Source organism: Blastococcus saxobsidens DD2 (assembly GCF_000284015.1).
GTDB lineage: Bacteria > Actinomycetota > Actinomycetes > Mycobacteriales > Geodermatophilaceae > Blastococcus > Blastococcus saxobsidens_A.
The window spans coordinates 554,963-580,453 of the sequence record NC_016943.1; the positions used below are offsets into that span (position 1 = coordinate 554,963).

Genomic DNA, 25,491 nt, shown 5'->3' on the forward strand with positions numbered 1-25,491 from the left:
TCCAGCGTGGCGCAGCCACTCCGCTCCTACACCGGAGGTGGGTCGATGAGCAGCGCCTCCTCGATGGTCGACTGGGACCTCGCCGGACGCACGGCCCGCCGCCTGGTGAACGCCGGCCCGCAGACCACGCGGGAGGAGGCCGCCGCCGTCGTCGCCGAACTGCACGAGGCCGCCGCCACGGCGGTGGCGCACGTCGAGGCGCTCACCGGTCTGCGACCGGTGCCCGGTGGGGCGGTGCCCGAGGTGGTCGTCGTGGACCGGCCCGGCTGGGCCGACGCCAACGCCCGCGGCATGGCGGCACTCCTGGATCCCCTGGTCGAGAAGCTGGCCGAGCGCCAGGAGACCCGGCCGGGGGTGCTGTCCACCGCCATCGGCTCCCGCGCCACCGGCCTCCAGGCCGGTGGCCTGCTGGCGTTCCTCTCCTCCCGGGTGCTCGGTCAGTACGAGATCTTCGGCACCGGTGGCCGGCTGCTGCTGGTGGCGCCCAACATCGTCGCCACCGAGCGGAAGCTGGGCGTGGACCCCTCGGACTTCCGGCTCTGGGTCTGCCTGCACGAGGTCACCCACCAGCTGCAGTTCACCGGCGTCCCGTGGCTCGCCGAGTACGTGGAGGCGCAGATCGCGGAGTTCGTGGCGGCCACCGACCTGAGCCCCGACGTGCTGCGGGAGCGCCTGCAGGACGTGCTGCGCAGCGTCGCCGACGCCGTGCGGGGTGGCGACGGGGACGGCCAGGCCGAGGGGCTGATGGCGCTGGTGCGCGACCCCCGGCAGCGGGCGGTGCTGGACCGGGTCACGGCGGTGATGAGCCTGGTCGAGGGGCACGCCGAGTACGTGATGGACGGCGTCGGACCGGACGTCGTGCCGTCGGTACGCACCCTGCGCAAGCGGTTCGCCCAGCGTCGCAAGGGCCGCGGCCCGATCGACCGGGTGCTCCGCCGGCTGCTCGGCCTGGAGCAGAAGATGAAGCAGTACGCCGACGGCCGGCACTTCGTCGGCGGCGTCGTGGAGCTCGCCGGCATGGAGGGCTTCAACCGGGTCTGGCAGGGGCCGGATAACCTGCCGCTCCTCGACGAGCTCACCGCTCCGCACCTGTGGGTGGAGCGGGTGCTCGGCCGCCCGGCGCTCCCCGCCTGACCGCCGCGTGAGCGGGCCACCCCCCGCGGTCGCAGAGCTCCGGCACGCCGTCCGCGCGGGGCTGCGCGGCAGCGACCGCCCGGTGCTGGCGGCCTGCAGCGGGGGAGCGGACTCGATGGCCCTGGCCGCGGCGCTCGCGTTCGAGGGGCGCGCCGCCGGTGTCCGCGTCGGCGGGGTGACCGTCGACCACGGGCTGCAGCCGGGGTCGGACCGGCGCGCCCGCACCACGGCGGCGGTGCTGAGCGAACTGGGTCTCGACCCGGTGCTCGCCCTGCGGGTGCAGGTCACCGGCGCCGGCGGCCCGGAGGCCGCGGCCCGCACCGCCCGGTACACGGCCCTGGCCGCGGCGGCGGCCGACCACGGTGCCCGGATCGCCCTCGGGCACACCCTGGACGACCAGGCCGAAACCGTCCTGCTCGGGCTGGGCCGCGGCTCGGGCCCGCGGTCGATCGCCGGGATGGTCCCCGAGCGGGCCGACGGCGCGGGAACCTGGTGGCGCCCGCTGCTCGGGGTCCGCCGCGAGACCACCCGCCAGGCCTGCGCCGACCAGGGGCTGCCGGTGTGGGACGACCCGTGGAACACCGACCCCGCCTACACGCGCGTGCGGTTGCGCACCGAGGTGCTGCCCCTGCTCGAGGAGGTGCTGGGCGGCGGGGTCGCGCCGGCGCTCGCCCGCACCGCCGCCCTGCTCCGGGAGGACCTCGAGGCCCTCGACGCGCTCGCCGCGGTCGAACTGGCCCGGCTGGCCGCCGAGGTCGGCGACGGCGGCCTGCCCGCCCGCCCGCTGGAGCCGTTGCCCGCCGCGGTGCGCCGCCGGGTGCTCCGGGGCTGGCTGCGTGCCGCCGGCGTCCCCGACCTGCAGGCCGTGCACCTGCGCGCGGTCGAGAGCCTGGTCACGCGCTGGCGCGGGCAGGGTCCGGTGGACCTACCCGGCGGCGCAGGCGTCGCCCGGGCGTCTGGCACTCTGGTGGTGCTGTCGCCGTGAGCCCGGGGCGGCATCCCCGGACCCGCACCCCATGAGGAGCCCCTTCCGTGACGGAGCCTGCCACCACCCCCGGGGCGCTCGGTCCCGACCACGGCTACGGGCCGGACATCGACCACGTCACGCTCACCGAGGCGCAGATCCAGGAGAAGATCGGCGAGCTCGCCGCCCAGGTCGCCGCCGACTATGCGGGCAAGGAGGTCCTGCTGGTCGGCGTGCTCAAGGGCGCGGTGCTGTTCATGAGCGACTTCGCCCGGGCGCTGCAGCTCCCGACGCAGATGGAGTTCATGGCGGTCTCCTCCTACGGGTCCTCCACCAGCTCCTCGGGCGTCGTCCGCATCCTCAAGGACCTCGACCGGGACATCACCGGCAAGCACGTGCTCGTCCTCGAGGACATCATCGACTCCGGGCTGACGCTCTCCTGGCTGCTCAAGAACCTCGGTGGCCGGGCGCCGGCGTCGCTCGAGGTGTGCGCGCTGCTGCGCAAGCCCGACGCCGTCAAGGTCCAGGTACCCGTCAAGTACATCGGGTTCGACATCCCCAACGAGTTCGTCGTCGGCTACGGGCTGGACTACGCCGAGCGGTACCGCGACCTGCCCTACATCGCGACGTTGAAGCCCTCGGTCTATCAATGACACTGTCGTCCTCCGGACGACAACCGCGGCCAGGTGCGTCCCCGACTGGCGCTGAGCCCACCCGCCGCACCCGGCGAGGGCCCTCCGGGCCCGTCGCCGGCTACGACCCTCGCGAGGCGACTCACCTCGGGTGCCGCGACTACCAGCCGTCCCCGGCTCGGGCCCGCGGCTCCTCGGCACGCCTCGGGGAGCCTCCGGCCCCCGCTCGGCGCACCGACCCCCCTCCGGCGTAGCTCGCCCGGGTGCGTTCCCAGCTCGCACGCAGGAGTTCGCCAGGTTCCCCGGTGTACCTTCGGTCCCGACGAGTTGCACCGAGCGCCGGGTCCGTACCCGGGCCGCTGGCGGTGTCCCGGGATGAGCAGGAGGGACGACGGGCAGGCCGGCTTGCCGGCGCCCGGCATCGGTGTATGGAACGCAAGAAGATCTTCCGCTCGGTCTGGTTCTGGGTCGTCCTGGTCATCCTGCTGGCCCTCACCGTCTCCTCGCTGTTCAGCGGTGACGGTGAGCTCGACGAGATCCCCACCTCGACGGCCCTCGAGCAGATCGAGGAGGGCAACGTCGAGTCGGCGACCCTGAACACCAAGGAGCAGACGCTCGAGCTGGTGCTCACCGACGCGGTCGAGGACAGCACCGAGGTGATGACGTCCTACCCGGTGGCCATCGAGGGCGACATCGTCGAGCTGCTGCGCGCCGAGGACGGCGAGAACGCCGAGTTCGACACCAACGTCACCCAGGAGAGCCTGCTCGTCAGCCTGCTCTTCAGCTTCCTGCCGTTCCTGATCCTGCTGCTGCTGCTCTTCTGGCTGTTCAACTCCATGCAGGGTGGCGGCCGCGGCGTCATGGCCTTCGGCAAGTCGAAGGCCAAGCAGGTCACCAAGGACACCCCGAAGACGACGTTCTCCGACGTGGCCGGTGCCGACGAGGCCATCGAGGAACTGCATGAGATCAAGGACTTCCTGCAGAACCCGGTCAAGTTCCAGGCCGTGGGCGCGAAGATCCCCAAGGGCGTGCTGCTGTTCGGCCCGCCCGGCACCGGCAAGACCCTGCTGGCCCGCGCCGTGGCCGGCGAGGCCGGCGTGCCGTTCTTCTCCATCTCCGGCTCGGACTTCGTCGAGATGTTCGTCGGCGTCGGCGCCAGCCGGGTCCGCGACCTGTTCACCCAGGCCAAGGAGAACGCCCCGGCGATCATCTTCGTCGACGAGATCGACGCCGTCGGCCGGCACCGCGGCGCCGGCATGGGTGGCGGCCACGACGAGCGCGAGCAGACGCTCAACCAGATGCTCGTCGAGATGGACGGCTTCGACGTCAAGGGCGGCGTGATCATGATCGCGGCGACCAACCGTCCCGACATCCTCGACCCGGCGCTGCTGCGCCCCGGCCGGTTCGACCGGCAGATCGCCGTCGACCGGCCCGACCTGCTGGGCCGCAAGAAGATCCTCGAGGTGCACGCCAAGGGCAAGCCGCTGGCGCCCGACGTCGACCTGGAGACCGTGGCCCGTCGTTCGCCCGGCTTCACCGGCGCCGACCTGGCCAACGTGCTCAACGAGGCCGCCCTGCTGACCGCGCGCAACAACGGGTCGCTGATCACCGACGAGACCCTCGAGGAGGCGATCGACCGGGTCATCGCCGGCCCCGAGCGGAAGACGCGGGCGATGAGCGAGAAGGAGAAGAAGGTCACCGCCTACCACGAGGGCGGGCACGCCCTGGTGGCGCACGCGCTGCCCAACCTGGACCCGGTGCACAAGGTGACGATCCTGCCCCGCGGCCGTTCGCTCGGGCACACCCTCGTGCTCCCGACCGAGGACAAGTACACCCAGACCCGGTCGGAGATGATCGACACCCTGGCGTACGCCCTCGGCGGGCGGGCGGCCGAGGAGCTGGTCTTTCACGAGCCGACCACCGGCGCCGGCAACGACATCGAGAAGGCCACCGCGATGGCCCGGTCGATGGTCACCCAGTACGGCATGAGCGCCAAGCTCGGCGCGGTCAAGTACGGCACCGGCGACGCCGAGCCGTTCATGGGCCGGGACATGCACTCCCGCCCGGACTACTCCGAGGCCGTGGCGGCCGACATCGACGCGGAGATCCGCGCGCTCATCGAGGCCGCCCACGACGAGGCCTGGGAGATCCTGGTGGAGTACCGGCACGTGCTCGACCAGCTGGTGCTCGAGCTGATGGAGAAGGAGACCCTCTCCAAGGAGGACATGGCCCGCATCTGCGCGCCGGTCGCCAAGCGGCCCTCCCTCGCGCCGTACAACGGCTTCGGCAAGCGCACTCCGTCGAGCGAGCCACCGGTCCTCACCCCCGCCGAGCGGGCCGCCGGGAACGGTGCCACGCACGACACCACCCCGGTGGGCGACATCGGGGCCCCGGCGCAGCGATGAGCCGGGAGCGGCGATGAGCGAGGTGCCCGCCGAGCCGGCCGACCAGCTGCTGGAGCCGGTCCGCGGCGTCGACCAGCAGCGGGCGGCCGCGGCGGTGCGCGAGCTGCTCCTCGCCATCGGGGAGGACCCCGACCGGCCCGGCCTCCGGGACACCCCGGACCGGGTCGCCCGCGCGTACGCGGAGACCTTCGCCGGACTCGCCCAGGACCCGTACGACATCCTCGCGACGACGTTCGACGAGGACCACGACGAACTGGTGCTGGTCAAGGACATCCCGATGTACTCGACCTGCGAGCATCACCTCGTGCCCTTCCACGGGGTCGCGCACGTGGCCTACATCCCCGGCGACGACGGTCGGGTCACCGGGCTGTCCAAGCTGGCGCGGCTGGTCGAGGTCTACGCCCGCCGCCCCCAGGTCCAGGAGCGGATGACCCGGCAGATCGCCGACGCCCTGAACGACGCCCTCAAGCCACGCGGCGCGCTGGTCGTCGTCCAGGCCGAGCACCTGTGCATGGCCATGCGCGGGGTGCGCAAGCCCGGGTCCTCGACCGTCACCTCCGCGGTCCGCGGGATCTTCCGGGAGAACGCGGCCACCCGCAGCGAGGCGATGAGTCTGGTGCTCGGCCGGTGAGCACGGCCCGGCGATGACCACGGCCCCCCTGCCGCGGCCGGGACGCTGCCTGGTGATGGGCGTCCTGAACGTCACGCCGGACTCCTTCTCCGACGGCGGGTGCTTCGCCGACGCCGCGACCGCGATCGCGCACGGGATGGCGATGCACGCGGCCGGTGCCGACTACGTCGACGTCGGCGGGGAGTCCACCCGCCCCGGCGCCGACCGGGTGGACGCCACCGAGGAGTGCCGGCGGGTGCTGCCGGTGATCCGCGAGCTCTCGGCCGCCGGGGTGCGCACCAGCGTCGACACCACCCGCGCCGAGGTCGCCGAGGCGGCGCTGGATGCCGGCGCTGTGCTGGTCAACGACGTCAGCGGCGGGCTGGCCGACGAGGGCATGGCCAAGCTGGTGGCCGAGACCGGCGCGCCGTGGGTGCTCATGCACTGGCGCGGCCACAGCCGGGAGATGTACGCGGCCGCGCAGTACGGCGACGTCGTGACCGAGGTGTGCGCCGAGCTCACCGCCCGGGCGGAGGACGTCGTCGCCGCCGGCGTGCGTCCCGAGCAGCTGGTGCTCGACCCGGGGCTGGGGTTCGCCAAGCGGCCGGAGCACAACTGGGCGCTGCTGGCCGGACTCGACCGGGTGGTGGCCCTCGGTCTCCCGGTGCTCGTCGGGGCCTCGCGGAAGTCCTTCCTCGGCCGGCTGCTCGCCGGGCCGGACGGGACACCCCGGCCGGCCGAGCAGCGGGACGACGCCAGCCTGGCCACCACCGTCCTCGCCGCGGAGGCGGGAGCATGGGGGGTGCGGGTGCACGACGCCGCGGCCTCCGTCGACGCGGTACGCACCCTCGACGCCATCCGCAGTGCGAAGGGAGCCCGACATGGTTGAGCGACGCACCCCCGACCGCATCGCCGTCCACGGCATCCGGGCGCACGCCCACCACGGGGTCTACGCCTTCGAACGCGAGCGCGGGCAGATGTTCCGCGTCGACGCCGTCCTGGAGCTGGACACCACCGCCGCGGCCATGGGTGACGACCTGACGCGGACGGTCGACTACGCCGACCTCGCCCAGCAGCTGCACGCCGTCCTCAACGGGGAGCCGGTGAACCTGTTGGAGACCCTCGCGCAGAGGCTGGCCGACGTCTGCCTGCGCAACCAGCTCGTCGAGGCGGTGGAGATCACCGTGCACAAGCCGGAGGCCGAGCTCGGCGTCCCGTTCGACGACGTCACGGTCACCATCCGGCGCCAGCGCGCATGAGCCGCGCCGTCCTGTCACTGGGGGCCAATCTCGGCGACCGCGCCGGCACGATCCGGACCGCGCTGACCGCACTCAAGGACGCGGGGCTGGTCGCCCGCTCGACGTTGTACGAGACGCCGCCGTGGGGTCCGGTCGAGCAGTCGCCGTACCTGAACGCCATCGCCGTGGTCCGGGGCGATCGCGACGCCCGCGGCTGGCTCACCCTGGCCCACGAGCTGGAGCAGGCCGCCGGCCGCACCCGGGAGGTCCGGTGGGGCCCGCGCACGCTCGACGTCGACGTGGTCACCGTGGCCGGCGACGACGGCGCACCCCTGATCTCCGAGGACCCGGAGCTCACCCTCCCGCACCCGCGGGCGCACGAGCGGGCCTTCGTGCTGGTCCCATGGCAGACGCTCGACCCCACCGCCGTCCTCCCCGGGCGCGGCGCGGTCGCCGACCTGGTGGCGGCGCTCGACCCGGCCGAGGTGGCCGCGGTCGTGCGCTGGGACCACCTGCACTGAGGCCGGCCGTGACCCCCGTCCGTCGCCGTGACCTCGCCGTGCTCGCCCTCGGGCTGGCCGTGGCCGCCTGGCTGCTGGTCCGCACCTGGTACGGCGACCTCCCGCCGCTGCGCTGGTGGCTGCCGGTCCCGCTCGCCGTCCTCGCCGTCGTCGAGGCCCTGGGGGCCCGCACGCTCCGCACCAGGCTGGACGCACTGCGGGCGGCCCGCGCCGGGCGCGGCCCGACCGGGCCGGACAGCGCCGCCGTCCGGCCGGTGGAACCGATGCTCGTGGCCCGCCTCGCCGTGCTCGCCCAGGCCAGCGCCTACGTGGGCGCGGTGTTCGCCGGGATCTGGGCCGGCGTGCTGCTGCACGTCGGGCCGGCGGTGGGCCGGCTGCAGTACGCCGGCAGCGACACCGTCGCCGCGCTGATCGGCCTGCTGAGCTCGCTCGCCCTGGTCGCCGCCGCCCTGTGGCTGGAGAGCGCCTGCCGGATCCCGCCGGAGGAGGAGGGCCCGAACGAAGGCGTCAGCGCCGTGTGATCCGTCGTCCTCCGGACGACACCGCGACCCGGAGCCCCCGGTGCGATGAGCGTGTCCATCGCACCTGCGCGAGACCCTCCGGGCCCCACTCGCGTGATCAGGCGAGGAGCGCGCCCGCGGTCTCCGGAGCGGCGCCCTCGATGGAGCGGCGCAGCGCCGCGTGCAGCGACTCGGGGGTGAGGACGCCGAGGAAGTGCTCGCCGTCGAGCACCGCCACCCAGCCCGCCTCGTGCTGCAGCATCGTCGCGAACGCCGTCTTCAGCGAGGCCTCGCGCGGCACCCAGGCCTCCATCCGCCGGGCCGCCGAGCCCACCGTGCCGGCGCCCTCCGCCCGCTCGAGGGAGAGCCAGCCGTGCAGGTTGCCGTCGTCATCGAGGACGACGGCCCACCGCGCACCGGAGCTCCGCAGCGTCGACCGGGCGTCGGCGAGGCCGTCGGCCACATGCACCACCGGTGGCCGCTCGAGGTCGGCGACGTCGATCCCGGTGACCGCCAGCCGCTTGAGGCCCCGGTCGGCGCCGACGAAGTCGGCCACGAAGGCGTTCGCCGGCCGGCCCAGCAACTCCGCCGGGGTGGCGAACTGCTCCACCCGTCCGCCTTCGCTCATCACCGCGATCCGGTCACCGATCCGCACCGCCTCCTCGATGTCGTGGGTGACGAAGACGATCGTCTTGCCGACGGCGGCCTGCAGCCGCAGGAACTCCGACTGGAGGCGCTCGCGCACGATCGGGTCGACGGCGGAGAAGGGCTCGTCCATCAGCAGGACGGTGGGATCGGCCGCCAGCGCCCGGGCCACCCCGGCCCGCTGGCGCTGACCGCCGGACAGCTGGTGCGGGTACCGGTCGCCGTGGACGTCGGCATCCAGGCCGACGAGGACCATCAGCTCCTCCACCCGGTCGGCGATCCGGCGCTTGTCCCAGCCCAGCAGGCGCGGCACGGTGCCCACGTTGACCCGGATGGTCTGGTGCGGGAAGAGCCCGACGTTCTGGATGACGTACCCGATGCGGCGGCGCAGCTTCACCGGGTCGGCTGCGGTGACGTCGTCCTCCCCGAGCAGGATCCGGCCGGTCGTGGGCTCGATGATCCGGTTGATCATCTTCATCGTGGTGGTCTTGCCGCAGCCCGAGGGGCCCACCAGGACGGTCAGCTCGCCGGCGGCGAAGGTGAGGTCGAGCTCCTGGACCCCCACCGTGCCGTCGGGGTAGACCTTGCTGACGCCCTCGAGCCGGATGGCCTCGGCGCCCCCGGCGCGTGCGGGGGAGTGCGGAGGGGCAGTAGCGTCCACGAGATGGCCTTCCTGGGGAGCGCCCGGTGCTGAGCGCGGCGAGCCGGAACGCGCTCGCGGTCGATGCGGCGCCGAACCCGTGGTTCGACCCGTCCTACGTGACGTCGAACTGGGACTCCATTGTGGGCTACCTGGGCGAGCACGTCAGGCTGACCGCCGCCGCCGTCCTGCTGGGCGCGCTCATCGCGCTGCCCCTGGCCCTGCTGGCGCGGCGCAGCCGCTGGCTCGCCGGGCCGGTGCTCGGCCTGTCGACGCTGATCTACACCATCCCGTCGCTGGCGATGTTCGCGTTCGTCTTCCCGTTCACCGGCCTGACGGCGACGACGGTGCTGATCGGGCTGGTGCTGTACACGCTGGTCATCCTGGTCCGGAACTTCCTGACCGGGCTGCAGTCCGTGCCGGCCGACGTGCGCGAAGCGGCCCGCGGCATGGGCTACGGGGCGGGCCGGCTGCTGTGGCAGGTCGAGCTGCCGCTGGCGCTGCCGGCCTTCATCGCGGGGCTCCGGGTGGCCACCGTGTCCACCGTGGCGCTCACCACGGTGGGTGTCATCGTCGGCCACGGGGGCCTGGGGCAGCTCATCGTGGGCGGGTTCAACGCGAACTTCTACCGGGCGGAGATCGTCACCGGCGCCGTCGGCTGCGTGCTGCTGGCCCTCCTGGCCGACCTGCTGCTGGCCGGAGCCGAGCGCGTGCTGACCCCGTGGGCGAGGCGGGCGCGCTCGTGAACCTGTTCCAGGAGGCGCTCCGCTACCTCAACGACCCGTTCAACTGGACCCGTGATGGCGGCATCCTGGATCTGCTCGGAGAGCACCTGCGGATCTCGGCCTCCGCGGTGCTGGTCGCGATGCTGCTCGCCCTGCCGGTGGGCATGTTGCTCGGGCACACCGGCCGCGGCGGCGGTTTCACCGTGGCGCTGTCGAACGTCTCCCGGGCCATTCCGACGCTGGCGCTGCTCACGATCTTCGCGGTCACCCCCATCGGTTTCGGGCCCACGGCCACGACGATCGCCCTGGCGGTGTTCGCCGTCCCGCCGATCCTCACCAACACGTACGTGGGTTTCCGCTCCGTCGACCGGGACGTCGTCGAGGCGTCGCGCGCGATGGGCATGAACGGCCGCCAGGTGGTGCTGCGCGCCGAACTGCCGCTGGCGGCCCCGCTGGTGATGACCGGGGTCCGGACGGCCGCGGTCCAGGTCGTCGCGACGGCGACGCTGGCGGCCCTGGTCGCCGGCGGCGGGCTCGGGCGGATCATCACTCTGGCGTTCGCGCAGCAGGACTACGGGGCGGTGCTCGCCGGCGCCGTCCTGGTCGCGCTCCTGGCGGTGCTCACCGAGGCGGTGCTCGCCACGCTCGCCTGGGCAATGACGCCCGGACCCCGGCGGCTCTGGCCCGTGGCGCGCGGACGGACAGCGAGCGACCCCCGACTCTCTGCATTCGCGCGACCGCGGTAGCCGCGGGTGCGGTAACGGAAGTGCAACAGGTCCCGGTCTCGGTTGCACACAACTGGTCGGGCAGGTTGCATGTGGCTCGCGGGAACTCCCGCCAGACACGCGTGGCAGCCGGCTGCCACGGGACACAGAAGGCGGGGCGTCAGGACATGCGCGCACGCATCCGGTACATCACTCCGTTCGCCGTCGCGGTCGCCCTGACCGCGGCCTGCGGCGAGTCGGGTTCCTCGGGCACCGGCGGGGGTGGCGCGGGCGGCGAGACGGCGGCCTCCGGCGACGCCTGCGCCCCGGTCCCCGGCGACCAGCTGGTGGTCCTCGAGGACGACCGCAACCTGCAGAACGCCGACAACATCATCCCGGCGGTGAACGCGGCGGCAGCTCAGGCCAACCCCGCCCTGCTGCCGGCCCTCGACGAGGTGTCCGCGGCTCTCACCACCGACGAGCTGGTGGCGATGAACGCCGCCGTCGACGTCCAGCGGCAGAGCGCCGAGGAGGTCGCCGCCGCGTGGGTCGAGGAGAACATCGACACCGCCGGCCTGGAGCAGGGGAGCGGAACCGTCGTGGTCGGCGGCGCGAACTTCACCGAGTCCACGATCCTGGCCACCATCTACGCCGACGTGCTCGACGCCGCGGGCTTCGACGCCTCCGTGCAGGAGGTCGGCAACCGGGAGCTGTACCTGCCGGCGCTGCAGAGCGGGGAGATCCAGGTCTTCCCGGAGTACCTCTCGACCGCCACGGAGTTCCTCGAGGGCGACGACGCCAACCAGGTCGCGTCCGGCGACGTCGACGCCACCGTCGAGGCCCTCACGCCGCTGGCCGAGGAGGCCGGGCTGGTGTTCGGCCAGCCCTCCGAGGCGGCCGACCAGAACGCCTTCGCCGTCACCCAGGCCTTCGCCGACGAGCTGGGGGTCAGCACCCTCTCCGAGCTGGCCGAAGCCTGTGGGGACGGTTCCCTGGTCCTGGGCGGCCCGGGCGAATGCCCGGAGCGGCCGTTCTGCCAGCCGGGTCTGGAGGAGACCTACGGCCTGGAGTTCGACAGCTTCCGGGAGCTCGACGCCGGTGGGCCGCTGACGAAGGCTGCCCTCGAGCAGGGGGAGATCTCCCTGGGCCTGGTGTTCAGCTCCGACGGCGCCCTCGCCCAGGGCTGAACGCTCGCCCAGGGCTGAACCCTCTCCTGGCTCACCGTCGGGGGTCCTGGCTCACCGTCGACGCTGAGCCAGGACCCCCGATGATCAGGTCACCTGATCATCAGGGGTACCAGCCGCCGGGGGGCAGCAGCTCCCCGGCGGCGACGGCGGCGCCGACCCGGTTGCCCTCCGGGGCCAGGGGGCAGGACCAGCGCGGGTCGTAGGCGCACGACGGGTGGTAGGCGAAGTTGAGGTCGACCACCAGCCGGTCGTCGTTCCCGCCCAGGTCGGCGCCCTTCACGGTGTCCAGCAGGTAGCGTCCCCCGCCGTACGTGGTGTCCCCGGCACTGCCGTCCCGCAGCGGAAGGAACACCCCGCCGCCGTAGAGCGCCACCCACCAGACGTCGAGCCGGCCCACGCCCGGCAGCGTCACCGCGCCGATCCGCTCCAGGGGCACCACGCCGTCGGCGGCCGTCGGCACCTCGAGCCGCAGGGGCGCGGCCGGCTCCACCACCGGCTCGAAGCGCAGCGCCGGTTCGTACGGCGCGTGCGGCAGTCCGGTGAACGCGGCCCGTGCGGCGGTGTCGAGCGGTGACTGCGGATGGCCGGCGAACAGCTCGTCCCGCCCGTCCCGCCACCGGCGCCAGCCGGCCTCCGGATCGGCGGTGTCGCGTACCGCGGCGTGCAGGGCGGCCACCCGGCGGCGCCAGTCGAGGAGGGAGAGGGTCACCCCAGCACTGTGACATCTGCGGCCACGCTCGGCACGGGCGCGGATGCTGCCCGTGAGCGCCGCTCGTCGCTACCCTGGGGCCATGCCCCGCCGCGAGGACGACGACGTCGACCGCGGCCCGGCCGCTCCAGGTCCCCGGATGCTGCTGCAGGCCGGCGGTTTCGTCCTCGCCGTGGGCGCCACCCTGGCGGTCCTGCTCACCGACGACGCCCAGCTGCTGAAGATCGCCGTCGTCGCCGTGGCCTGGGCATTCGTGCTCGCCACGTTCGCCGCCGGCCGCGGCGGAGCCGACCGGGTGCGCGCCGCCGCGCGCGAGGCCGACCTGCGGCGGGCCTACGAGCGGGAGCTGGAGCGCGAGGTCGCCGCGCGCCGTGAGTTCGAGCTCGAGCTGGAGAACGAGCTGCGCCGGGAGACCGAAGGCGCGATGCGGGGGGAGCTCCAGGCGCTCCGCGGGGACATCGCGGCGCTGGCCGACCTCCGGGACGAGGTGGCGCGCGTGTCCAGCATGCGCGGTGACCTCGCCGCGCTGGGCGGGCTGCGGGACGAGGTGGCCCGGGTGGCGGCCCTCCGTGACGACGTCGCCGCCCTGACCGGCATGCGGTCGGAGCTGGAGCAGCTGGCGGCGCTGCGCGAGGACATGGGCCGGCTGCGCGCCGAGCTCGCCGAGCAGCTGTCCAGCGAGATGCTGGTCGAGCGGGTCGTGATGCGCACGCAGGCCAGCCGGTTGCCGGGGGAGGGAAGCCGGCTCGACGGGCCGGCCCGCGTCCTGGACGGTGGTGCTCCGTGGAGCGACGAGGCGCCCCCGCGGGAGCTGACCGGCGGATGGCCGGCGATCCGGCTGGACGAGCCGCGCGAGGTCCAGCAGTTCGAGCAGGTCCGCACCAGCACCTGGTCCGCGCCGGCACCGCCGGTCACCACCGCGTTCCCGGCCACACCCCGCCGGCCGGCACCACCACGTCCGGCCCACCGCCGGCCGCGCCGCGGCCGCCGGTGCCGCCGCTCCCGTCGGCTCCCGAGCCCGTCTCCCCGGCGTTCGGCCGGCACGACCGCGCCGCGGCGCACGAGGGTGATCCGTACCTGGGGTCGGGGTGGTCGCGGCACGTGCCCGACGCGCTGCCGCCGGTGCCCCCGCGCACGGTGGTCGCACCCGTGGTCCCGCCCTCGGCGGAGCCGCCGCCGGCCGACCCTCCCCGGTCCCCCCTGGAGTGGCCGGCCGCTCCGTCCCTGCTCGGCCCGCCCACGCCTCCCCGGCTGGAGGGCGCCCCGCGCCGCCGGCGTACCGACGACACCCTCGAGCCGCCGGTGCCCGGCGAGTTCGTGCCGACGACGCAGCACCCCGCGGTGGCGCCGTCCTGGGCGGCCCCGCAGCCCGCCGACGACGGCCGGGCCCCGGGTCAGGACACCTCGGACCGGCTGGCGCAGATCCTCGCCGAGAACGGCGTCAGCACGTCCTCGGGTGGACGCCGCCGGCGGCGGTACCGGGAGGACGGGGAGTCCGACGACGTCCTGGCGCGGGTCCTCGGCCGGGACTGAACCGGATCAGCGCGGGCCGCGCGACAGCCCGCCGCCGTCCAGCACCAGGGTCTGGCCGGTGACCCACCCGGCGCCGTCGCCGAGCAGGTAGGCCGCGGCCTCGCCGACGTCCTCCGGCGTCCCCAGGCGGGCCATGGGGTAGGACGCCGCCGCCTCGGCCTCGCGGCCCTCGAACAGCGCGCCGGCGAACCGGGTCTTCACCACCGCCGGCGCCACCGCGTTCACCCGCACCTTCGGGGCGAGCTCCACGGCCAGCTGGGTGGTCAGGTTGATCAGCGCCGCCTTGCTCACGCCGTAGGCGCCGATCTGCTGCGAGGAGCGGAGACCGGCAACCGAGGCGACGAAGAGCACCGACCCGCCGTGCTCGGACATCCACGCCCGCCATGCCTCCTGCACCAGCCCGAGCGAGGCGACCACGTTGGTGTCCAGGATCTTGCGGCAGGCGTCCAGGTCCAGGTCCATGAGCGGCCCGTAGGCGGGGTTGATGCCCACGTTGCCGACCAGCGCGTCCAGGCTGCCGAACGTCTCGACCGCCGTGCGCACCGCCGCGGCCCGGTGCTCCGGGTCACCGGCGTTCCCGGGGACGGCGACGGCCACCTCGGGGCCGCCGAGCGACTCGACCGCCTCGGCGAGAGCGTCGGGCTTGCGGGCGGTGAGCACCACCCGGGCGCCCCGGTCGACCAGGCTGCGGGCGATGCCCAGGCCGATGCCCCGGCTGCCGCCGGTGACCAGAGCGGTGCGTCCCTCGAACGTGTGCACGGTGCCTCCCTCGCCGATGTGCCGGCCGTCACGGTAGGACGGCGCGGTGGCGCCGCGACCGCCGGGTCTCCGGCCGAGCGTGAGCCACGCCACAGCAACCAGGCGTTGCGGGGGCGCACACTGGTCGCAACACTCGCCATAGGCACGACCTCCGCGTGACACATCCGGTTGCAGCGGACGCCGGCCGAACGCACCACCCGCATGACCCACCGCGATCTCCGATGGTGGAGATCGCGCCCGACGTCCGGTACCCGCCAGGGACTGGAACGAGAGGTGCATCGATGCCTGCTTCCCGCAGGACCGTCCGTGCCGCCGGACTGCCGGCGGCCTCGTCCGCGCCCGCCCGCCTGCGGGTGGGGGTGATCGGCGCCGGTCGCGTCGGCGCCGTCCTGGGCGCCGCTCTCGCCGCCGCCGGCCACGAGGTGGTCGCCGCCTCCGGCCTCTCCGCCGCCTCCGCCGAGCGGGCCGCGCGCCTGCTCCCCGGCGCACCCCTCGTCCCCGCCGACGAGGTCGTCGCCGCCTCCGACCTGGTCGTCCTGGCCGTCCCCGACGACACCCTCCCGGGCCTGGTCTCCGGGCTCGCCGGCACCGGCGCCTGGCGGGCCGGCCAGTTGGCCTTCCACACGTCCGGCGCGCACGGGCTGGCCGTCCTCGGCCCCGCCGAGCGAGCGGGGGTCCTCGCCCTCGCCCTGCACCCCGCGATGACCTTCACCGGCGCCGCGGAGGACGGCGAGCGGCTCGTCGGCGCGCCGTTCGGCGTGACCAGCCGCCCCGAGCACCGGCCCGTGGCCGAGACCCTGGTCCTGGAGATGGGCGGGGAGCCTTTCTTCGTCGCCGAGGCCGACCGCGGGCTGTACCACGCGGCCCTGGTCACCGGTGCCAACCACCTGGTCACGCTGGTGGCCGAGGCGTCGGACCTGCTGCGCACCGCCGGCGTGGGGGATCCGGCGCGGGTGCTCGCCCCGCTGCTCACCGCTGCCCTCGACAACGGACTGCGGCGGGGCGACCGGGGGCTCACCGGGCCGGTCAGCCGGGGGGACGCCGGCACCGTCGCCCAGCACCTCGCCACCCTCGCCGAGCGCGCCCCCGACTCGGTCGCCGCCTACGTGGCCATGGCCCAGCGCACCGCGGAGCGGACGCTCGCCGCCGGCCGTCTCAAGGCGCACGAGGCCGCGCCGCTGCTCGACCTGCTGGCCGAGCCACCTGCCCGCCCCACCACCCCGACGCACCGCTCCGACGACCCCGCGGGCTCCCGGTGACCGGTCTCCGGACCGCCCCCGTCGTCGCCGAATCCGTCTCCGAGCTGCGCCGGCTGGTCGCCGCGCTGCCCGGCCCGGTGGCGCTGGTCCCCACCATGGGCGCGTTGCACGAGGGGCACCGGGCCCTGGTCCGTACCGCGCGGGCCCGTGCCGGCAGCGTGGTCGTGTCCGTCTTCGTGAACCCGACGCAGTTCGGCCCGGGGGAGGACTTCGACCGCTACCCGCGCACCTGGGACGCCGACCTGGCCACCCTGGCCGAGGAGGGGGCCGACGTGGTCTTCCACCCGCCGGTGGAGGAGGTCTACCCGTCCGGTGCGCTGGGCGTGACGGTCGACCCCGGGCCACTGGGAACCGTGCTGGAGGGCGCGGTGCGCCCCGGTCACTTCGCCGGGGTGCTGACCGTCGTGGCCAAGCTGTTCGGGCTGGTCCGGCCGGACCTGGCCCTCTTCGGCGAGAAGGACTACCAGCAGCTCACCCTCATCGGGGCGATGGCGCGGGAGCTGGCCCTCGGTGTGGAGGTGGTCGGTGTCCCGACCGTGCGGGAGGCCGACGGGATGGCGCTGTCCTCCCGCAACCGCTACCTGGACCCGGACCAGCGCAGCACCGCGGCCGTGGTCAGCCGCGCACTGCGGGCCGGGGCCGCCGCGGGCCCCCTCGGTGCCGGCGCGGTCCTCGCCGCTGCCCGGGCCGTCCTGGCCGAGGCGCCGGAGCTGGTCCAGGACTACCTCGAACTCACCGATACCGACCTGGGGCCGGCGCCCGCCGCCGGGCCCGCCCGGCTGCTGGTCGCCGTCCGCGCCGGCGCCACCCGACTGCTCGACAACGCCCCGATCACGCTGGGAGACCCCCGATGATGCGCACCATGCTCAAGTCCAAGATCCACCGCGCCACGGTCACCCAGGCCGACCTGCACTACGTGGGCTCGGTGACCGTCGACGAGGACCTGCTCGACGCCGCGGACCTGCTGCCCGGCGAGCAGGTCGCGATCGTCGACATCACCAACGGCGCCCGGCTGGAGACCTACGTCATCCCCGGTGAGCGCGGGACCGGCGTGATCGGCATCAACGGGGCCGCGGCCCACCTCGTGCACCCCGGCGACATGGTCATCCTGATCAGCTACGGCGTCATGGACGAGACGGAGGCCAAGAGCTACATCCCCAAGGTCGTGCACGTCGACGGCGCCAACCGCGTCGTCGAGCTCGGCGGGGACCCGTCGGCCCCGGTGCCCGGCGCGTCCGACCAGCAGCGCAGCGACCTCGGCGTACCGGTCCGGTGACCGGCTGGGTCCTCCCGTGCTGCTGACCGTCGACGTCGGCAACAGCCAGACCGTCCTGGCGACCTTCGACGGCGACCGGCTGGTCGGCTCCTGGCGGGTGACCACCGCGCCCCGCGCCACCGCCGACGAGCTGCGGATGGTGTGGCGCGGCCTGCTCCGCGACACCGAGGTCACCGGCGTCGCCGCCTGCTCGACGGTCCCCGCGCTGCTGCCGTCGCTGCGCCAGCTGCTGGACTCCCTCGAGGTGCCGGTCGTGCTGATCGGCCCCGGCGTGCGGACCGGGGTCCCGCTGCACGTGGACAACCCGCGCGAGGTCGGTGCCGACCGCGTCGTCACCGCGCTGGCCGCGCACGAGCTGTTCGGCCGGACGGCCGACGGCGGCGACCGCCCGGTGGTCGTCGTCGACTTCGGCACCTCCACCAACGTCGACGCCGTGGGCCCCGGCGGGCAGTTCCTCGGCGGCGCGCTGGCGCCGGGCGTCGAGGTCAGCCTGGACGCGCTGGCCAGCCGGGCCGCCCAGCTGCGGTCGGTGGAGCTGACCTGCCCTCCGCACGCCATCGGCAAGAACACCGTGGCCGCGCTGCAGTCCGGGCTGGTCCTCGGGTTCGCGGGCCTGGTCGACGGGCTGGTCGGGCGGATCGCGGCGGAGATCGTCACCCAGTTCGGTACCGCACCGGTCGTGGTCGCCACCGGGGGGCTGGCCCCGGTGGTGGCCGGCAGCTGCCGCACCATCGCTGAGCGCGAGCCCGACCTGACGGTGCACGGGCTCCGGCTGGCCTTCGAGCGGCAGCAGGCCGCCGAGCGGCGGGGAAGCGCCCCGTAGGCTGGGCCCCCGTGACCGACGAAGGACCGAACGGCCCCGCCAGCGACGACACCGGCGCGGAGGAGCTGCCCGAGCAGATGCGGGTCCGGCGGGCCAAGCTCGACCGGCTGCGCGAGTCGGGCATCGACCCGTACCCGGTCACCGTGCCGCGCACCACCACGCTCGCCGGCGTCCGTGCCGCCCACTCCGAGCTGGAGCCGGACACCATGACCGGCGAGCGGGTGGGAGTGACCGGCCGGGTGATCTTCGTCCGCAACACCGGCAAGCTCTGCTTCGCGACGTTGCGCGAGGGCGACGCCGAGCTCCAGGCGATGCTCTCCCGCGACCGGGTCGGCGAGGAGTCGCTCGCCGCCTGGAAATCCGACATCGACCTCGGTGACCACGTCTTCGTCGAAGGCGAGGTCGGGACGTCGCGCCGCGGCGAGCTCTCGGTGTTCGCCGACTCGTGGCAGCTCACCGCCAAGGCGCTGCGGCCGCTTCCGGTGGCGCACAAGCCGATGAGCGAGGAGTTGCGGGTCCGCCGTCGTTACGTCGACCTCATCGTGCGCGACGAGGCCCGGCGCACGGTGCGCCAGCGGGCCACCGTGATGTCGACGCTGCGGGCCGGCCTCGCCGCCCGCGGCTACCTCGAGGTCGAGACCCCGATGCTGCAGACCGTGCACGGAGGCGCGGCCGCCCGGCCGTTCCGCACCCACATGAACGCCTTCGACCTGGACCTCTACCTGCGCATCGCCCCGGAACTGTTCCTCAAGCGGTGCATCGTCGGTGGGCTGGACCGGGTGTTCGAGATCAACCGCAACTTCCGCAACGAGGGCGCCGACAGCTCGCACTCGCCGGAGTTCGCGATGCTGGAGGCCTACCAGGCCTACGCCGACTACCAGGTGATGGCGACGGTCACCCGCGAGCTCATCCAGGAGTGCTCGGTCGCCCTCTTCGGCGACCACGTGGCCCGGCACCACGACGGCACCGAGATCGACCTGTCGAGCGAGTGGCCGCAGGTCCCGCTCTTCACGGCGGTGTCGGAGGCGGTGGGGGAGGAGGTCACCCCCGGGACCCCGATCGAGCGGCTGCGGCAGCTCGCCGAGCGGCACGAGGTCGGCGTCGACCCGGCCTGGATCCACGGCAAGCTCGTCGAGGAGATCTTCGAGGCGCTGGTGCAGCACACGCTGCAGGAGCCCACCTTCGTCATCGACTACCCGGTCGACACCTCGCCCCTCACGCGTGCGCACCGGACGCAGGCCGGGGTGGCGGAGAAGTGGGACCTCTACATCGGGGGCATCGAGCGGGCCACGGCGTACTCCGAGCTGGTGGACCCGGTGCTCCAGCGGGAGCGGTTCACCGCCCAGGCCGCGCTCGCTGCGGCCGGCGACCCCGAGGCCATGGCATTCGACGAGGACTTCCTCGAGGCGCTCGAATACGGCATGCCGCCGACCGGTGGTATGGGGATGGGCATGGACCGGTTGATGATGACGCTCACCGGGCTCGGCATTAGGGAGACGATCCTCTTTCCGCTGGTCAGGCGAATTAGTTCCTGAACTCAGCCGACCCATCGGGTCGCAATAGATCGGCGAAGGTTCTCCGCCATTACCGAATTGCCGCGACTTGTGATCTAATGGGCCGCGCACCCGTCGGGTGCTATTTCCGACCGGCTCCCGGGCCGCTGCGAAGAGCGAGGAACGAATGGCGCGCAAGGTCCAGGTCATCCTGAGCGACGACCTCGACGAGAATCTGCCGGCCGACGAGACCGTGAGCTTCTCGCTCGACGGCACGTCGTACGAGATCGATCTCGCGGAGAAGAACGCCCAGGAACTGCGCGACGTCTTCGCCCGGTACGTCTCTGCGGCGCGGAAGGTCGGCCGCGGTACGCGTGCCTCCGGCGGTGGCCGCTCCCGGGCCACCGGTGGCGGTGGCCGCATGGACCGCGAGCAGGCCGGTGCCATCCGCGACTGGGCGCGCAAGAACGGCCACGCGGTCAGCGACCGCGGCCGCATTCCGGCCAGCGTCGTCGAGGCCTACGAGGCCGCCCACTGACACAGCTCCGCTGGGGAGCCGACCGCCTTCGGCGGGCTGATCCCTCGAAAGACAGATGCCGGCTCCGCCGGCGACGACGAAGGCCCCGGGAAGCTCCGCTTGCCGGGGCCTTCACCGTCGCTTCGCTTGCCGGGGGCGTTGGGTGTCCGCTCACGGCGTAACAGCGTCGGAACACCACCTACCGGGGGGTGGTTGGAACGGGCAGCCACCCACCGCACCTGTCGGCGACGACGGGACGGCGTGGTCCGCGACTACAGTGGAAAGACCGGTGCCCCCGCGCGCCGACGGACGTCGGGTGCTCCTCTCCATATCGGGGGAGGGCAGCGCCGGACCAGCCGGTCAGAGGAGAAGCAGCAGATGTTCGAACGGTTCACCGACCGAGCCCGCCGCGTTGTTGTCCTGGCCCAGGAAGAGGCCCGGATGCTCAACCACAACTACATCGGCACCGAGCACATCCTCCTGGGCCTGATCCACGAGGGTGAAGGCGTCGCTGCCAAGGCGCTGGAATCCCTGGGCATCTCGCTCGAGGGCGTCCGCCAGCAGGTCGAGGAGATCATCGGCCAAGGCCAGCAGGCCCCCTCCGGTCACATCCCCTTCACCCCGCGGGCGAAGAAGGTGCTGGAGCTGTCGCTGCGCGAGGCGCTGCAGCTCGGCCACAACTACATCGGCACCGAGCACATCCTGCTCGGCCTGATCCGCGAGGGCGAAGGCGTCGCCGCCCAGGTCCTCGTGAAGCTCGGCGCCGACCTCAACCGCGTCCGCCAGCAGGTCATCCAGCTGCTCTCCGGCTACCAGGGCAAGGAGCCGGCCGCGGCCGGCGGCCCCGCCGAGGGCACGCCGTCGACCTCGCTGGTGCTCGACCAGTTCGGCCGGAACCTCACCCAGGCCGCTCGCGACCAGAAGCTCGACCCGGTGATCGGGCGGGCCAAGGAGATCGAGCGGGTCATGCAGGTGCTGTCCCGCCGCACCAAGAACAACCCGGTCCTCATCGGCGAGCCCGGCGTCGGCAAGACCGCCGCCGTCGAGGGGCTGGCCCAGGCCATCGTCAAGGGCGAGGTGCCCGAGACGCTCAAGGACAAGCAGCTCTACACCCTCGACCTGGGGGCGCTCGTCGCCGGTTCGCGCTACCGCGGTGACTTCGAGGAGCGGCTGAAGAAGGTCCTCAAGGAGATCCGCACCCGCGGCGACATCATCCTGTTCATCGACGAGATCCACACCCTCGTCGGGGCCGGTGCCGCGGAGGGCGCGATCGACGCCGCCAGCATCCTCAAGCCGATGCTCGCCCGCGGTGAGCTGCAGACCATCGGTGCCACCACGCTGGACGAGTACCGCAAGCACCTGGAGAAGGACGCCGCGCTGGAGCGCCGCTTCCAGCCCATCCAGGTCAGCGAGCCGACCCTCGCCCACACCGTGGAGATCCTGAAGGGCCTGCGGGACCGCTACGAGGCGCACCACCGGATCAGCATCACCGACAGCGCGCTCGTGGCTGCCGCGACGCTGGCCGACCGGTACATCTCCGACCGCTTCCTGCCCGACAAGGCGATCGACCTGATCGACGAGGCCGGCGCCCGGATGCGGATCAAGCGGATGACCGCGCCGCCGGACCTGCGCGAGTTCGACGACAAGATCGCGGCCGTCCGCCGCGAGAAGGAGTCGGCGATCGACGCGCAGGACTTCGAGAAGGCCGCGTCGCTGCGCGACACCGAGAAGCAGCTCCTGGGCGAGAAGGCCGAGCGCGAGAAGCAGTGGAAGGCCGGCGACATGGACGTCGTCGCGGAGGTCGACGACGAGCAGATCGCCGAGGTCCTCGCGAACTGGACGGGTATCCCGGTCTTCAAGCTGACCGAGGAGGAGACCTCGCGGCTGCTCCGCATGGAGGACGAGCTCCACAAGCGGATCATCGGCCAGGAAGAGGCCATCAAGAGCGTCAGCCAGGCGATCCGGCGCACGCGAGCGGGCCTCAAGGACCCGCGCCGTCCCGGTGGTTCGTTCATCTTCGCCGGCCCCTCGGGTGTCGGTAAGACGGAGCTGGCCAAGGCGCTCGCGCAGTTCCTCTTCGGTGAGGACGACGCGCTGATCCAGATCGACATGGGTGAGTTCCACGACAAGTTCACCGTGTCGCGTCTGGTCGGTGCGCCTCCCGGTTACGTCGGTTACGACGAGGGCGGTCAGCTGACCGAGAAGGTGCGGCGCAAGCCGTTCTCGGTGGTCCTCTTCGACGAGATCGAGAAGGCGCACGCAGATGTGTTCAACACGCTGCTGCAGGTTCTCGAGGATGGTCGGCTCACCGATGGTCAGGGCCGGATCGTGGACTTCAAGAACACGATCCTGATCCTCACGACCAACCTCGGTACGCGGGACATCTCCAAGGCCGTCGGCCTCGGATTCCAGGCCGGGAATGACAACCAGAGCAACTACGAGCGGATGAAGCTCAAGGTCAACGAGGAGCTCAAGCAGCACTTCCGGCCGGAGTTCCTCAACCGCATCGACGACATCGTCGTGTTCCACCAGCTGACCGAGGACGAGATCGTCCACATCGTGGACCTCATGCTCGCCCGACTCGAGACGCAGCTGAAGAACAAGGACATGGCGATCGAGGTGACCCCGGCGGCGAAGAAGCTGCTGGCGACCCGTGGGTTCGACCCCGTCCTGGGTGCCCGGCCGCTGCGCCGGACCATCCAGCGCGAGATCGAGGACGCGCTGAGCGAGAAGATCCTCTACGGCGAGCTGACCAGCGGTCAGATCGTGGTGGTGGACGTCGACGACGCCGAGGGTCCCGCGCAGAAGTTCACCTTCCGCGGCGAGCCCAAGCCGCTCGACCTGCCCGACACCCCGCCGGTGGCGCTCTCCGGCGGCGACGAGGGCCCTGCGGCCTCGGCCGAGTAACGACAGCACCGACGGCAGGGGCCGTTCCCACCGACAGGTGGGGGCGGCCCCTTCGTCGTGCGCGTCGCGTCGTGATCAGGTCGCCTGATCACAAGGGGTCCTGGCTCACCGTCGACGGTGAGCCAGGACCCAGAACGATCAGGTCACCTGATCAACATCTCCGGTGGGGAGGCGGAACAGGCCGTCGGCGGTCTGCTCGACCAGGCCGTCGGTGAGCAGCGAGTCCAGGCATCGGCTGCGCTGCACCGCGTCGTCCCAGGTGGTCGCCAGCGCCGCTGCGGTCACCGGCGCGTCCGCCGCCCGCAGCACGTCCAGCAGCCGGCCACGGACCTGCCGGTCCGTGCCGGCGAACTGCTGCACCCGCCGCCGGGGTCCGTCGTGCGCCGGGTACCCGGCCAGCCGCCAGGCGCAGCGGTCGCGCACCGGGCAGGCCGCGCACCGCGGCGTCCCGGCGATGCAGACCAGGGCGCCCAGTTCCATGACCGCCACGGAGAAGCGCACCGCGCGGGCGTCGTCCTCGGGCGCGAGGGCGGCGATGTCGGCCAGGTCCGTGGCCCGGGCGTTGCCGGCCTCCGCGCGACCGTGCACGAGCCGCGCGACGACCCGACGGACGTTGGTGTCGACGACGGGCTGCCGCTGCCCGTACCCGAAGCACGCCACCGCCCGGGCGGTGTAGGCGCCGATACCGGGCAGCGCCTCGAGGGCGGCGACGTCGTCGGGCACCACGCCCCCGTGCCGTTCGGCGATCGCGGCGGCCGCCTCCCGCAGCCGCAGGGCGCGCCGCGGGTAGCCCAGCTTGCCCCAGGCGCGGATGACCTCGGCGGGCGGCGCAGCGGCCAGATCGGCCGGGGCCGGCCACCGGGCCATCCAGGAGCGCCACACGGGCTCCACGCGCGCCACGGGGGTCTGCTGGAGCATCACCTCGCTGACCAGGACCGCCCAGGGGTCCACCCCCGGCGTTCGCCACGGCAGGTCCCGGGCGGCGGTCGCGTACCAGTCGACGATGACTTCTCCGGCCGGAGGCGCCGCGGCGGCGCGGGAAGGACCGGTCACGGGCAGCCAGTCTGCCGTGCCCTCGGTGCGGCGTGCCGACCGGACCAGTCCGCCCCGGGCGCACTAGCGTTCCCGGCGTGTTGCACCCGGTCGGCCCGCTGCCCGCCGCCGTCTACTGGCGGCGACGGCTGACCGTGCTCGTCGTCCTCCTCCTCGTCCTCGGCGGGGTGTCCTGGCTGACGGTGAGCCTGGTCGCGGGGTCCGGAGCCGGTGCAGCGGCGGCGAGCGGCACGGCGGCGCCCGCCGAGGTGCCCGCGCTGGAGCGCGTGGTGCCCACGGTGTCCGAGCTCCGGACGCCGGCCACCGCGCCGGTCTCGGCCCCCGCTCCGGCGCCGGAGCCGGTCAGCGACCCGGCCCCGGCCGGACCCACCCCGGGCGGGCCGTGCACCGACGACATGCTGGGCCTGGAGGTGCGCACGCCCGGTCAGGTCGCCGTGGGCACCAAGCCGACGTTCGAACTGGTCGTGGTGAACACCGCCTCGGTGCCGTGCGTCCGGACGCTGGACAAGCAACTGCAGGAGCTGGTGATGGTGGATGCCGCCCGCACCCGCGTGTGGGGAAGCAACGACTGCTTCCCGGAGAGCAGCAGTGACCAGCGGATCCTCGCGCCCGGCGAGGCGGTGGTGTTCCTGATCGTCTGGGGCGGGCTGACCAGCGAGCCGACCTGCACGGCGCCGCGGGTGAATCCGGCGCCGGGGGAGTACGTCCTACGTGGCCGGCTCGACACCAAGGTCTCCGGCGACGCCCCGATCGTCCTCGGCTAGGCGCGGGGCCGGCCACTCACGCCGGTGGAGCTGAGCGGCTACCTGCCGCGTCTTCGGGTCCGCTCCCGGGCGGGTGGATCCCCCTCGAGCCACTGTGTCATCGGGCGGAAGCCGTCGTCCGGTACCTGACGGAGGAGGACCACCGCGAGGGCGAAGAAGACCAGCACGGAGAAGGGCACGTACATGCCGGCGTCCGCGAGAAAGGCCGCCCTGCCTTCGATGTCCCCGCGGCGGAACGGCACGGCCCACAGGAAGAGCACCGCCGCCGCCAGGAGCCAGCACATCGTCGGCACCAGCACCCGGCGACGCGTCCGCGCGGACAGCAGCAGCACGGTGGGAGCGGCGGCGACCGCTCCGCACATCGCGCCCACCGTCCCCTGCAGCACCCCGGGCCGGCCGGCCAGCAGCGGCCCCAGGACCGACCACGAGGCGTACGCCAGAACGATCCCCACGGCAATCGCAGCAGCCATGATCAGCAAGGTGGCCATGACTC

26 protein-coding genes are annotated in these 25,491 nt (G+C 73.5%); 21 read left to right on the forward strand and 5 right to left on the reverse strand.

The genetic code is table 11. The features are described from left to right. The first annotated feature begins 45 nt into the window (after window positions 1–45). The 9 genes from BLASA_RS02575 (at window position 46) to BLASA_RS02615 (ending at window position 8,025) form a co-directional block, all read left to right on the forward strand. Window positions 46–1,134, forward strand: a complete 1,089-nt coding sequence (locus BLASA_RS02575) for a zinc-dependent metalloprotease (protein WP_014374444.1) — start codon at window positions 46–48, stop codon at window positions 1,132–1,134. A 7-nt stretch (window positions 1,135–1,141) separates the two neighbouring features. Beyond that, complete coding sequence (gene tilS / locus BLASA_RS02580; RefSeq protein ID WP_014374445.1) at window positions 1,142–2,119, forward strand: tRNA lysidine(34) synthetase TilS; 978 nt, start codon at window positions 1,142–1,144, stop codon at window positions 2,117–2,119. Window positions 2,120–2,226: 107 nt separating this feature from the next. Beyond that, complete coding sequence (gene hpt, locus BLASA_RS02585) at window positions 2,227–2,751, forward strand: hypoxanthine phosphoribosyltransferase (protein WP_041776036.1); 525 nt, start codon at window positions 2,227–2,229, stop codon at window positions 2,749–2,751. Between the two features lie 407 nt (window positions 2,752–3,158). After that, complete coding sequence (ftsH, locus tag BLASA_RS02590; RefSeq protein WP_014374447.1) at window positions 3,159–5,135, forward strand: ATP-dependent zinc metalloprotease FtsH; 1,977 nt, start codon at window positions 3,159–3,161, stop codon at window positions 5,133–5,135. Between the two features lie 13 nt (window positions 5,136–5,148). Continuing rightward, window positions 5,149–5,766 (forward strand): GTP cyclohydrolase I FolE, encoded by a 618-nt coding sequence (folE, locus tag BLASA_RS02595; protein ID WP_014374448.1) that lies wholly within the window; start codon window positions 5,149–5,151, stop codon window positions 5,764–5,766. 13 nt (window positions 5,767–5,779) lie between these two features. Further along, on the forward strand, window positions 5,780–6,634 hold the full coding sequence (gene folP, locus BLASA_RS02600) for a dihydropteroate synthase (protein WP_014374449.1): 855 nt from the start codon (window positions 5,780–5,782) through the stop codon (window positions 6,632–6,634). Further along, window positions 6,627–7,004: a dihydroneopterin aldolase gene (folB, locus tag BLASA_RS02605; RefSeq protein ID WP_041775567.1), complete on the forward strand. Its 378-nt coding sequence runs from the start codon at window positions 6,627–6,629 to the stop codon at window positions 7,002–7,004. The genes folP and folB overlap by 8 nt, the downstream gene beginning before the upstream one ends. After that, a complete protein-coding gene (gene folK / locus BLASA_RS02610) occupies window positions 7,001–7,504 on the forward strand; it encodes a 2-amino-4-hydroxy-6-hydroxymethyldihydropteridine diphosphokinase (protein ID WP_014374451.1) in 504 nt (167 codons plus the stop codon). The genes folB and folK overlap by 4 nt, the downstream gene beginning before the upstream one ends. An 8-nt stretch (window positions 7,505–7,512) precedes the next feature. After that, complete coding sequence (locus BLASA_RS02615) at window positions 7,513–8,025, forward strand: DUF3180 domain-containing protein (protein ID WP_041775568.1); 513 nt, start codon at window positions 7,513–7,515, stop codon at window positions 8,023–8,025. Window positions 8,026–8,122: 97 nt separating this feature from the next. On the opposite strand, the gene BLASA_RS02620 is transcribed toward BLASA_RS02615, so the two are convergent. Continuing rightward, window positions 8,123–9,310 carry an ABC transporter ATP-binding protein gene (locus BLASA_RS02620; RefSeq protein ID WP_014374453.1) on the reverse strand — a complete coding sequence of 396 codons (1,188 nt, stop codon included), beginning with the start codon at window positions 9,308–9,310 and terminating at the stop codon, window positions 8,123–8,125. A 26-nt stretch (window positions 9,311–9,336) separates the two neighbouring features. Here BLASA_RS02620 and BLASA_RS02625 point away from each other — a divergent pair, with 26 nt between their 5' ends. From BLASA_RS02625 to BLASA_RS02635, 3 genes are all read left to right on the forward strand, one after another. Next, window positions 9,337–10,035, forward strand: coding sequence for an ABC transporter permease (locus BLASA_RS02625; protein WP_014374454.1), 699 nt, complete (start codon window positions 9,337–9,339; stop codon window positions 10,033–10,035). Beyond that, window positions 10,011–10,760, forward strand: a complete 750-nt coding sequence (locus tag BLASA_RS02630; protein WP_014374455.1) for an ABC transporter permease — start codon at window positions 10,011–10,013, stop codon at window positions 10,758–10,760. Before BLASA_RS02625 ends, BLASA_RS02630 begins: the two co-directional genes overlap by 25 nt. A gap of 146 nt (window positions 10,761–10,906) precedes the next feature. Beyond that, window positions 10,907–11,905, forward strand: coding sequence for a glycine betaine ABC transporter substrate-binding protein (locus BLASA_RS02635; protein ID WP_014374456.1), 999 nt, complete (start codon window positions 10,907–10,909; stop codon window positions 11,903–11,905). 100 nt (window positions 11,906–12,005) lie between these two features. On the opposite strand, the gene BLASA_RS02640 is transcribed toward BLASA_RS02635, so the two are convergent. Continuing rightward, window positions 12,006–12,614, reverse strand: coding sequence for a DUF1684 domain-containing protein (locus BLASA_RS02640; protein ID WP_014374457.1), 609 nt, complete (start codon window positions 12,612–12,614; stop codon window positions 12,006–12,008). Between the two features lie 82 nt (window positions 12,615–12,696). Here BLASA_RS02640 and BLASA_RS02645 point away from each other — a divergent pair, with 82 nt between their 5' ends. Next, window positions 12,697–14,238: a DUF6779 domain-containing protein gene (locus BLASA_RS02645; RefSeq protein ID WP_014374458.1), complete on the forward strand. Its 1,542-nt coding sequence runs from the start codon at window positions 12,697–12,699 to the stop codon at window positions 14,236–14,238. Here the strand turns inward: BLASA_RS02645 and BLASA_RS02650 are convergent. Next, window positions 14,154–14,906, reverse strand: coding sequence for an SDR family oxidoreductase (locus BLASA_RS02650; protein ID WP_014374460.1), 753 nt, complete (start codon window positions 14,904–14,906; stop codon window positions 14,154–14,156). The two genes, BLASA_RS02645 and BLASA_RS02650, sit on opposite strands and share 85 nt — an antisense overlap. A gap of 281 nt (window positions 14,907–15,187) precedes the next feature. On the opposite strand from BLASA_RS02650, the gene BLASA_RS02655 reads away from it, so the two are divergent. The 7 genes from BLASA_RS02655 (at window position 15,188) to BLASA_RS02685 (ending at window position 23,181) form a co-directional block, all read left to right on the forward strand. After that, window positions 15,188–16,165, forward strand: coding sequence for a Rossmann-like and DUF2520 domain-containing protein (locus BLASA_RS02655; protein WP_014374461.1), 978 nt, complete (start codon window positions 15,188–15,190; stop codon window positions 16,163–16,165). Next, complete coding sequence (panC, locus tag BLASA_RS02660; protein WP_014374462.1) at window positions 16,162–17,019, forward strand: pantoate--beta-alanine ligase; 858 nt, start codon at window positions 16,162–16,164, stop codon at window positions 17,017–17,019. Before BLASA_RS02655 ends, panC begins: the two co-directional genes overlap by 4 nt. Beyond that, complete coding sequence (gene panD / locus BLASA_RS02665) at window positions 17,016–17,441, forward strand: aspartate 1-decarboxylase (protein WP_014374463.1); 426 nt, start codon at window positions 17,016–17,018, stop codon at window positions 17,439–17,441. Before panC ends, panD begins: the two co-directional genes overlap by 4 nt. A gap of 16 nt (window positions 17,442–17,457) precedes the next feature. Next, window positions 17,458–18,264 carry a type III pantothenate kinase gene (locus BLASA_RS02670; RefSeq protein WP_014374464.1) on the forward strand — a complete coding sequence of 269 codons (807 nt, stop codon included), beginning with the start codon at window positions 17,458–17,460 and terminating at the stop codon, window positions 18,262–18,264. Window positions 18,265–18,341: 77 nt separating this feature from the next. After that, the gene (gene lysS / locus BLASA_RS02675) at window positions 18,342–19,799 is read left to right on the forward strand and encodes a lysine--tRNA ligase (RefSeq protein ID WP_197536299.1); all 1,458 of its coding nucleotides are present in this window, start codon (window positions 18,342–18,344) and stop codon (window positions 19,797–19,799) included. Between the two features lie 145 nt (window positions 19,800–19,944). Then, window positions 19,945–20,295: a histone-like nucleoid-structuring protein Lsr2 gene (locus BLASA_RS02680; protein WP_014374466.1), complete on the forward strand. Its 351-nt coding sequence runs from the start codon at window positions 19,945–19,947 to the stop codon at window positions 20,293–20,295. A 357-nt stretch (window positions 20,296–20,652) separates the two neighbouring features. Beyond that, the gene (locus tag BLASA_RS02685) at window positions 20,653–23,181 is read left to right on the forward strand and encodes an ATP-dependent Clp protease ATP-binding subunit (RefSeq protein WP_014374467.1); all 2,529 of its coding nucleotides are present in this window, start codon (window positions 20,653–20,655) and stop codon (window positions 23,179–23,181) included. A gap of 138 nt (window positions 23,182–23,319) precedes the next feature. Here the strand turns inward: BLASA_RS02685 and BLASA_RS02690 are convergent, their stop codons facing one another. Beyond that, window positions 23,320–24,234 (reverse strand): A/G-specific adenine glycosylase, encoded by a 915-nt coding sequence (locus tag BLASA_RS02690; protein WP_014374468.1) that lies wholly within the window; start codon window positions 24,232–24,234, stop codon window positions 23,320–23,322. A 77-nt stretch (window positions 24,235–24,311) separates the two neighbouring features. On the opposite strand from BLASA_RS02690, the gene BLASA_RS02695 reads away from it, so the two are divergent. Next, entirely contained in the window at window positions 24,312–24,998 is a 687-nt protein-coding gene (locus tag BLASA_RS02695) for a hypothetical protein (RefSeq protein ID WP_014374469.1), read from the forward strand. 38 nt (window positions 24,999–25,036) lie between these two features. Here the strand turns inward: BLASA_RS02695 and BLASA_RS02700 are convergent, their stop codons facing one another. Continuing rightward, entirely contained in the window at window positions 25,037–25,468 is a 432-nt protein-coding gene (locus BLASA_RS02700) for a hypothetical protein (RefSeq protein WP_166486457.1), read from the reverse strand. Window positions 25,469–25,491 lie beyond the last annotated feature (23 nt).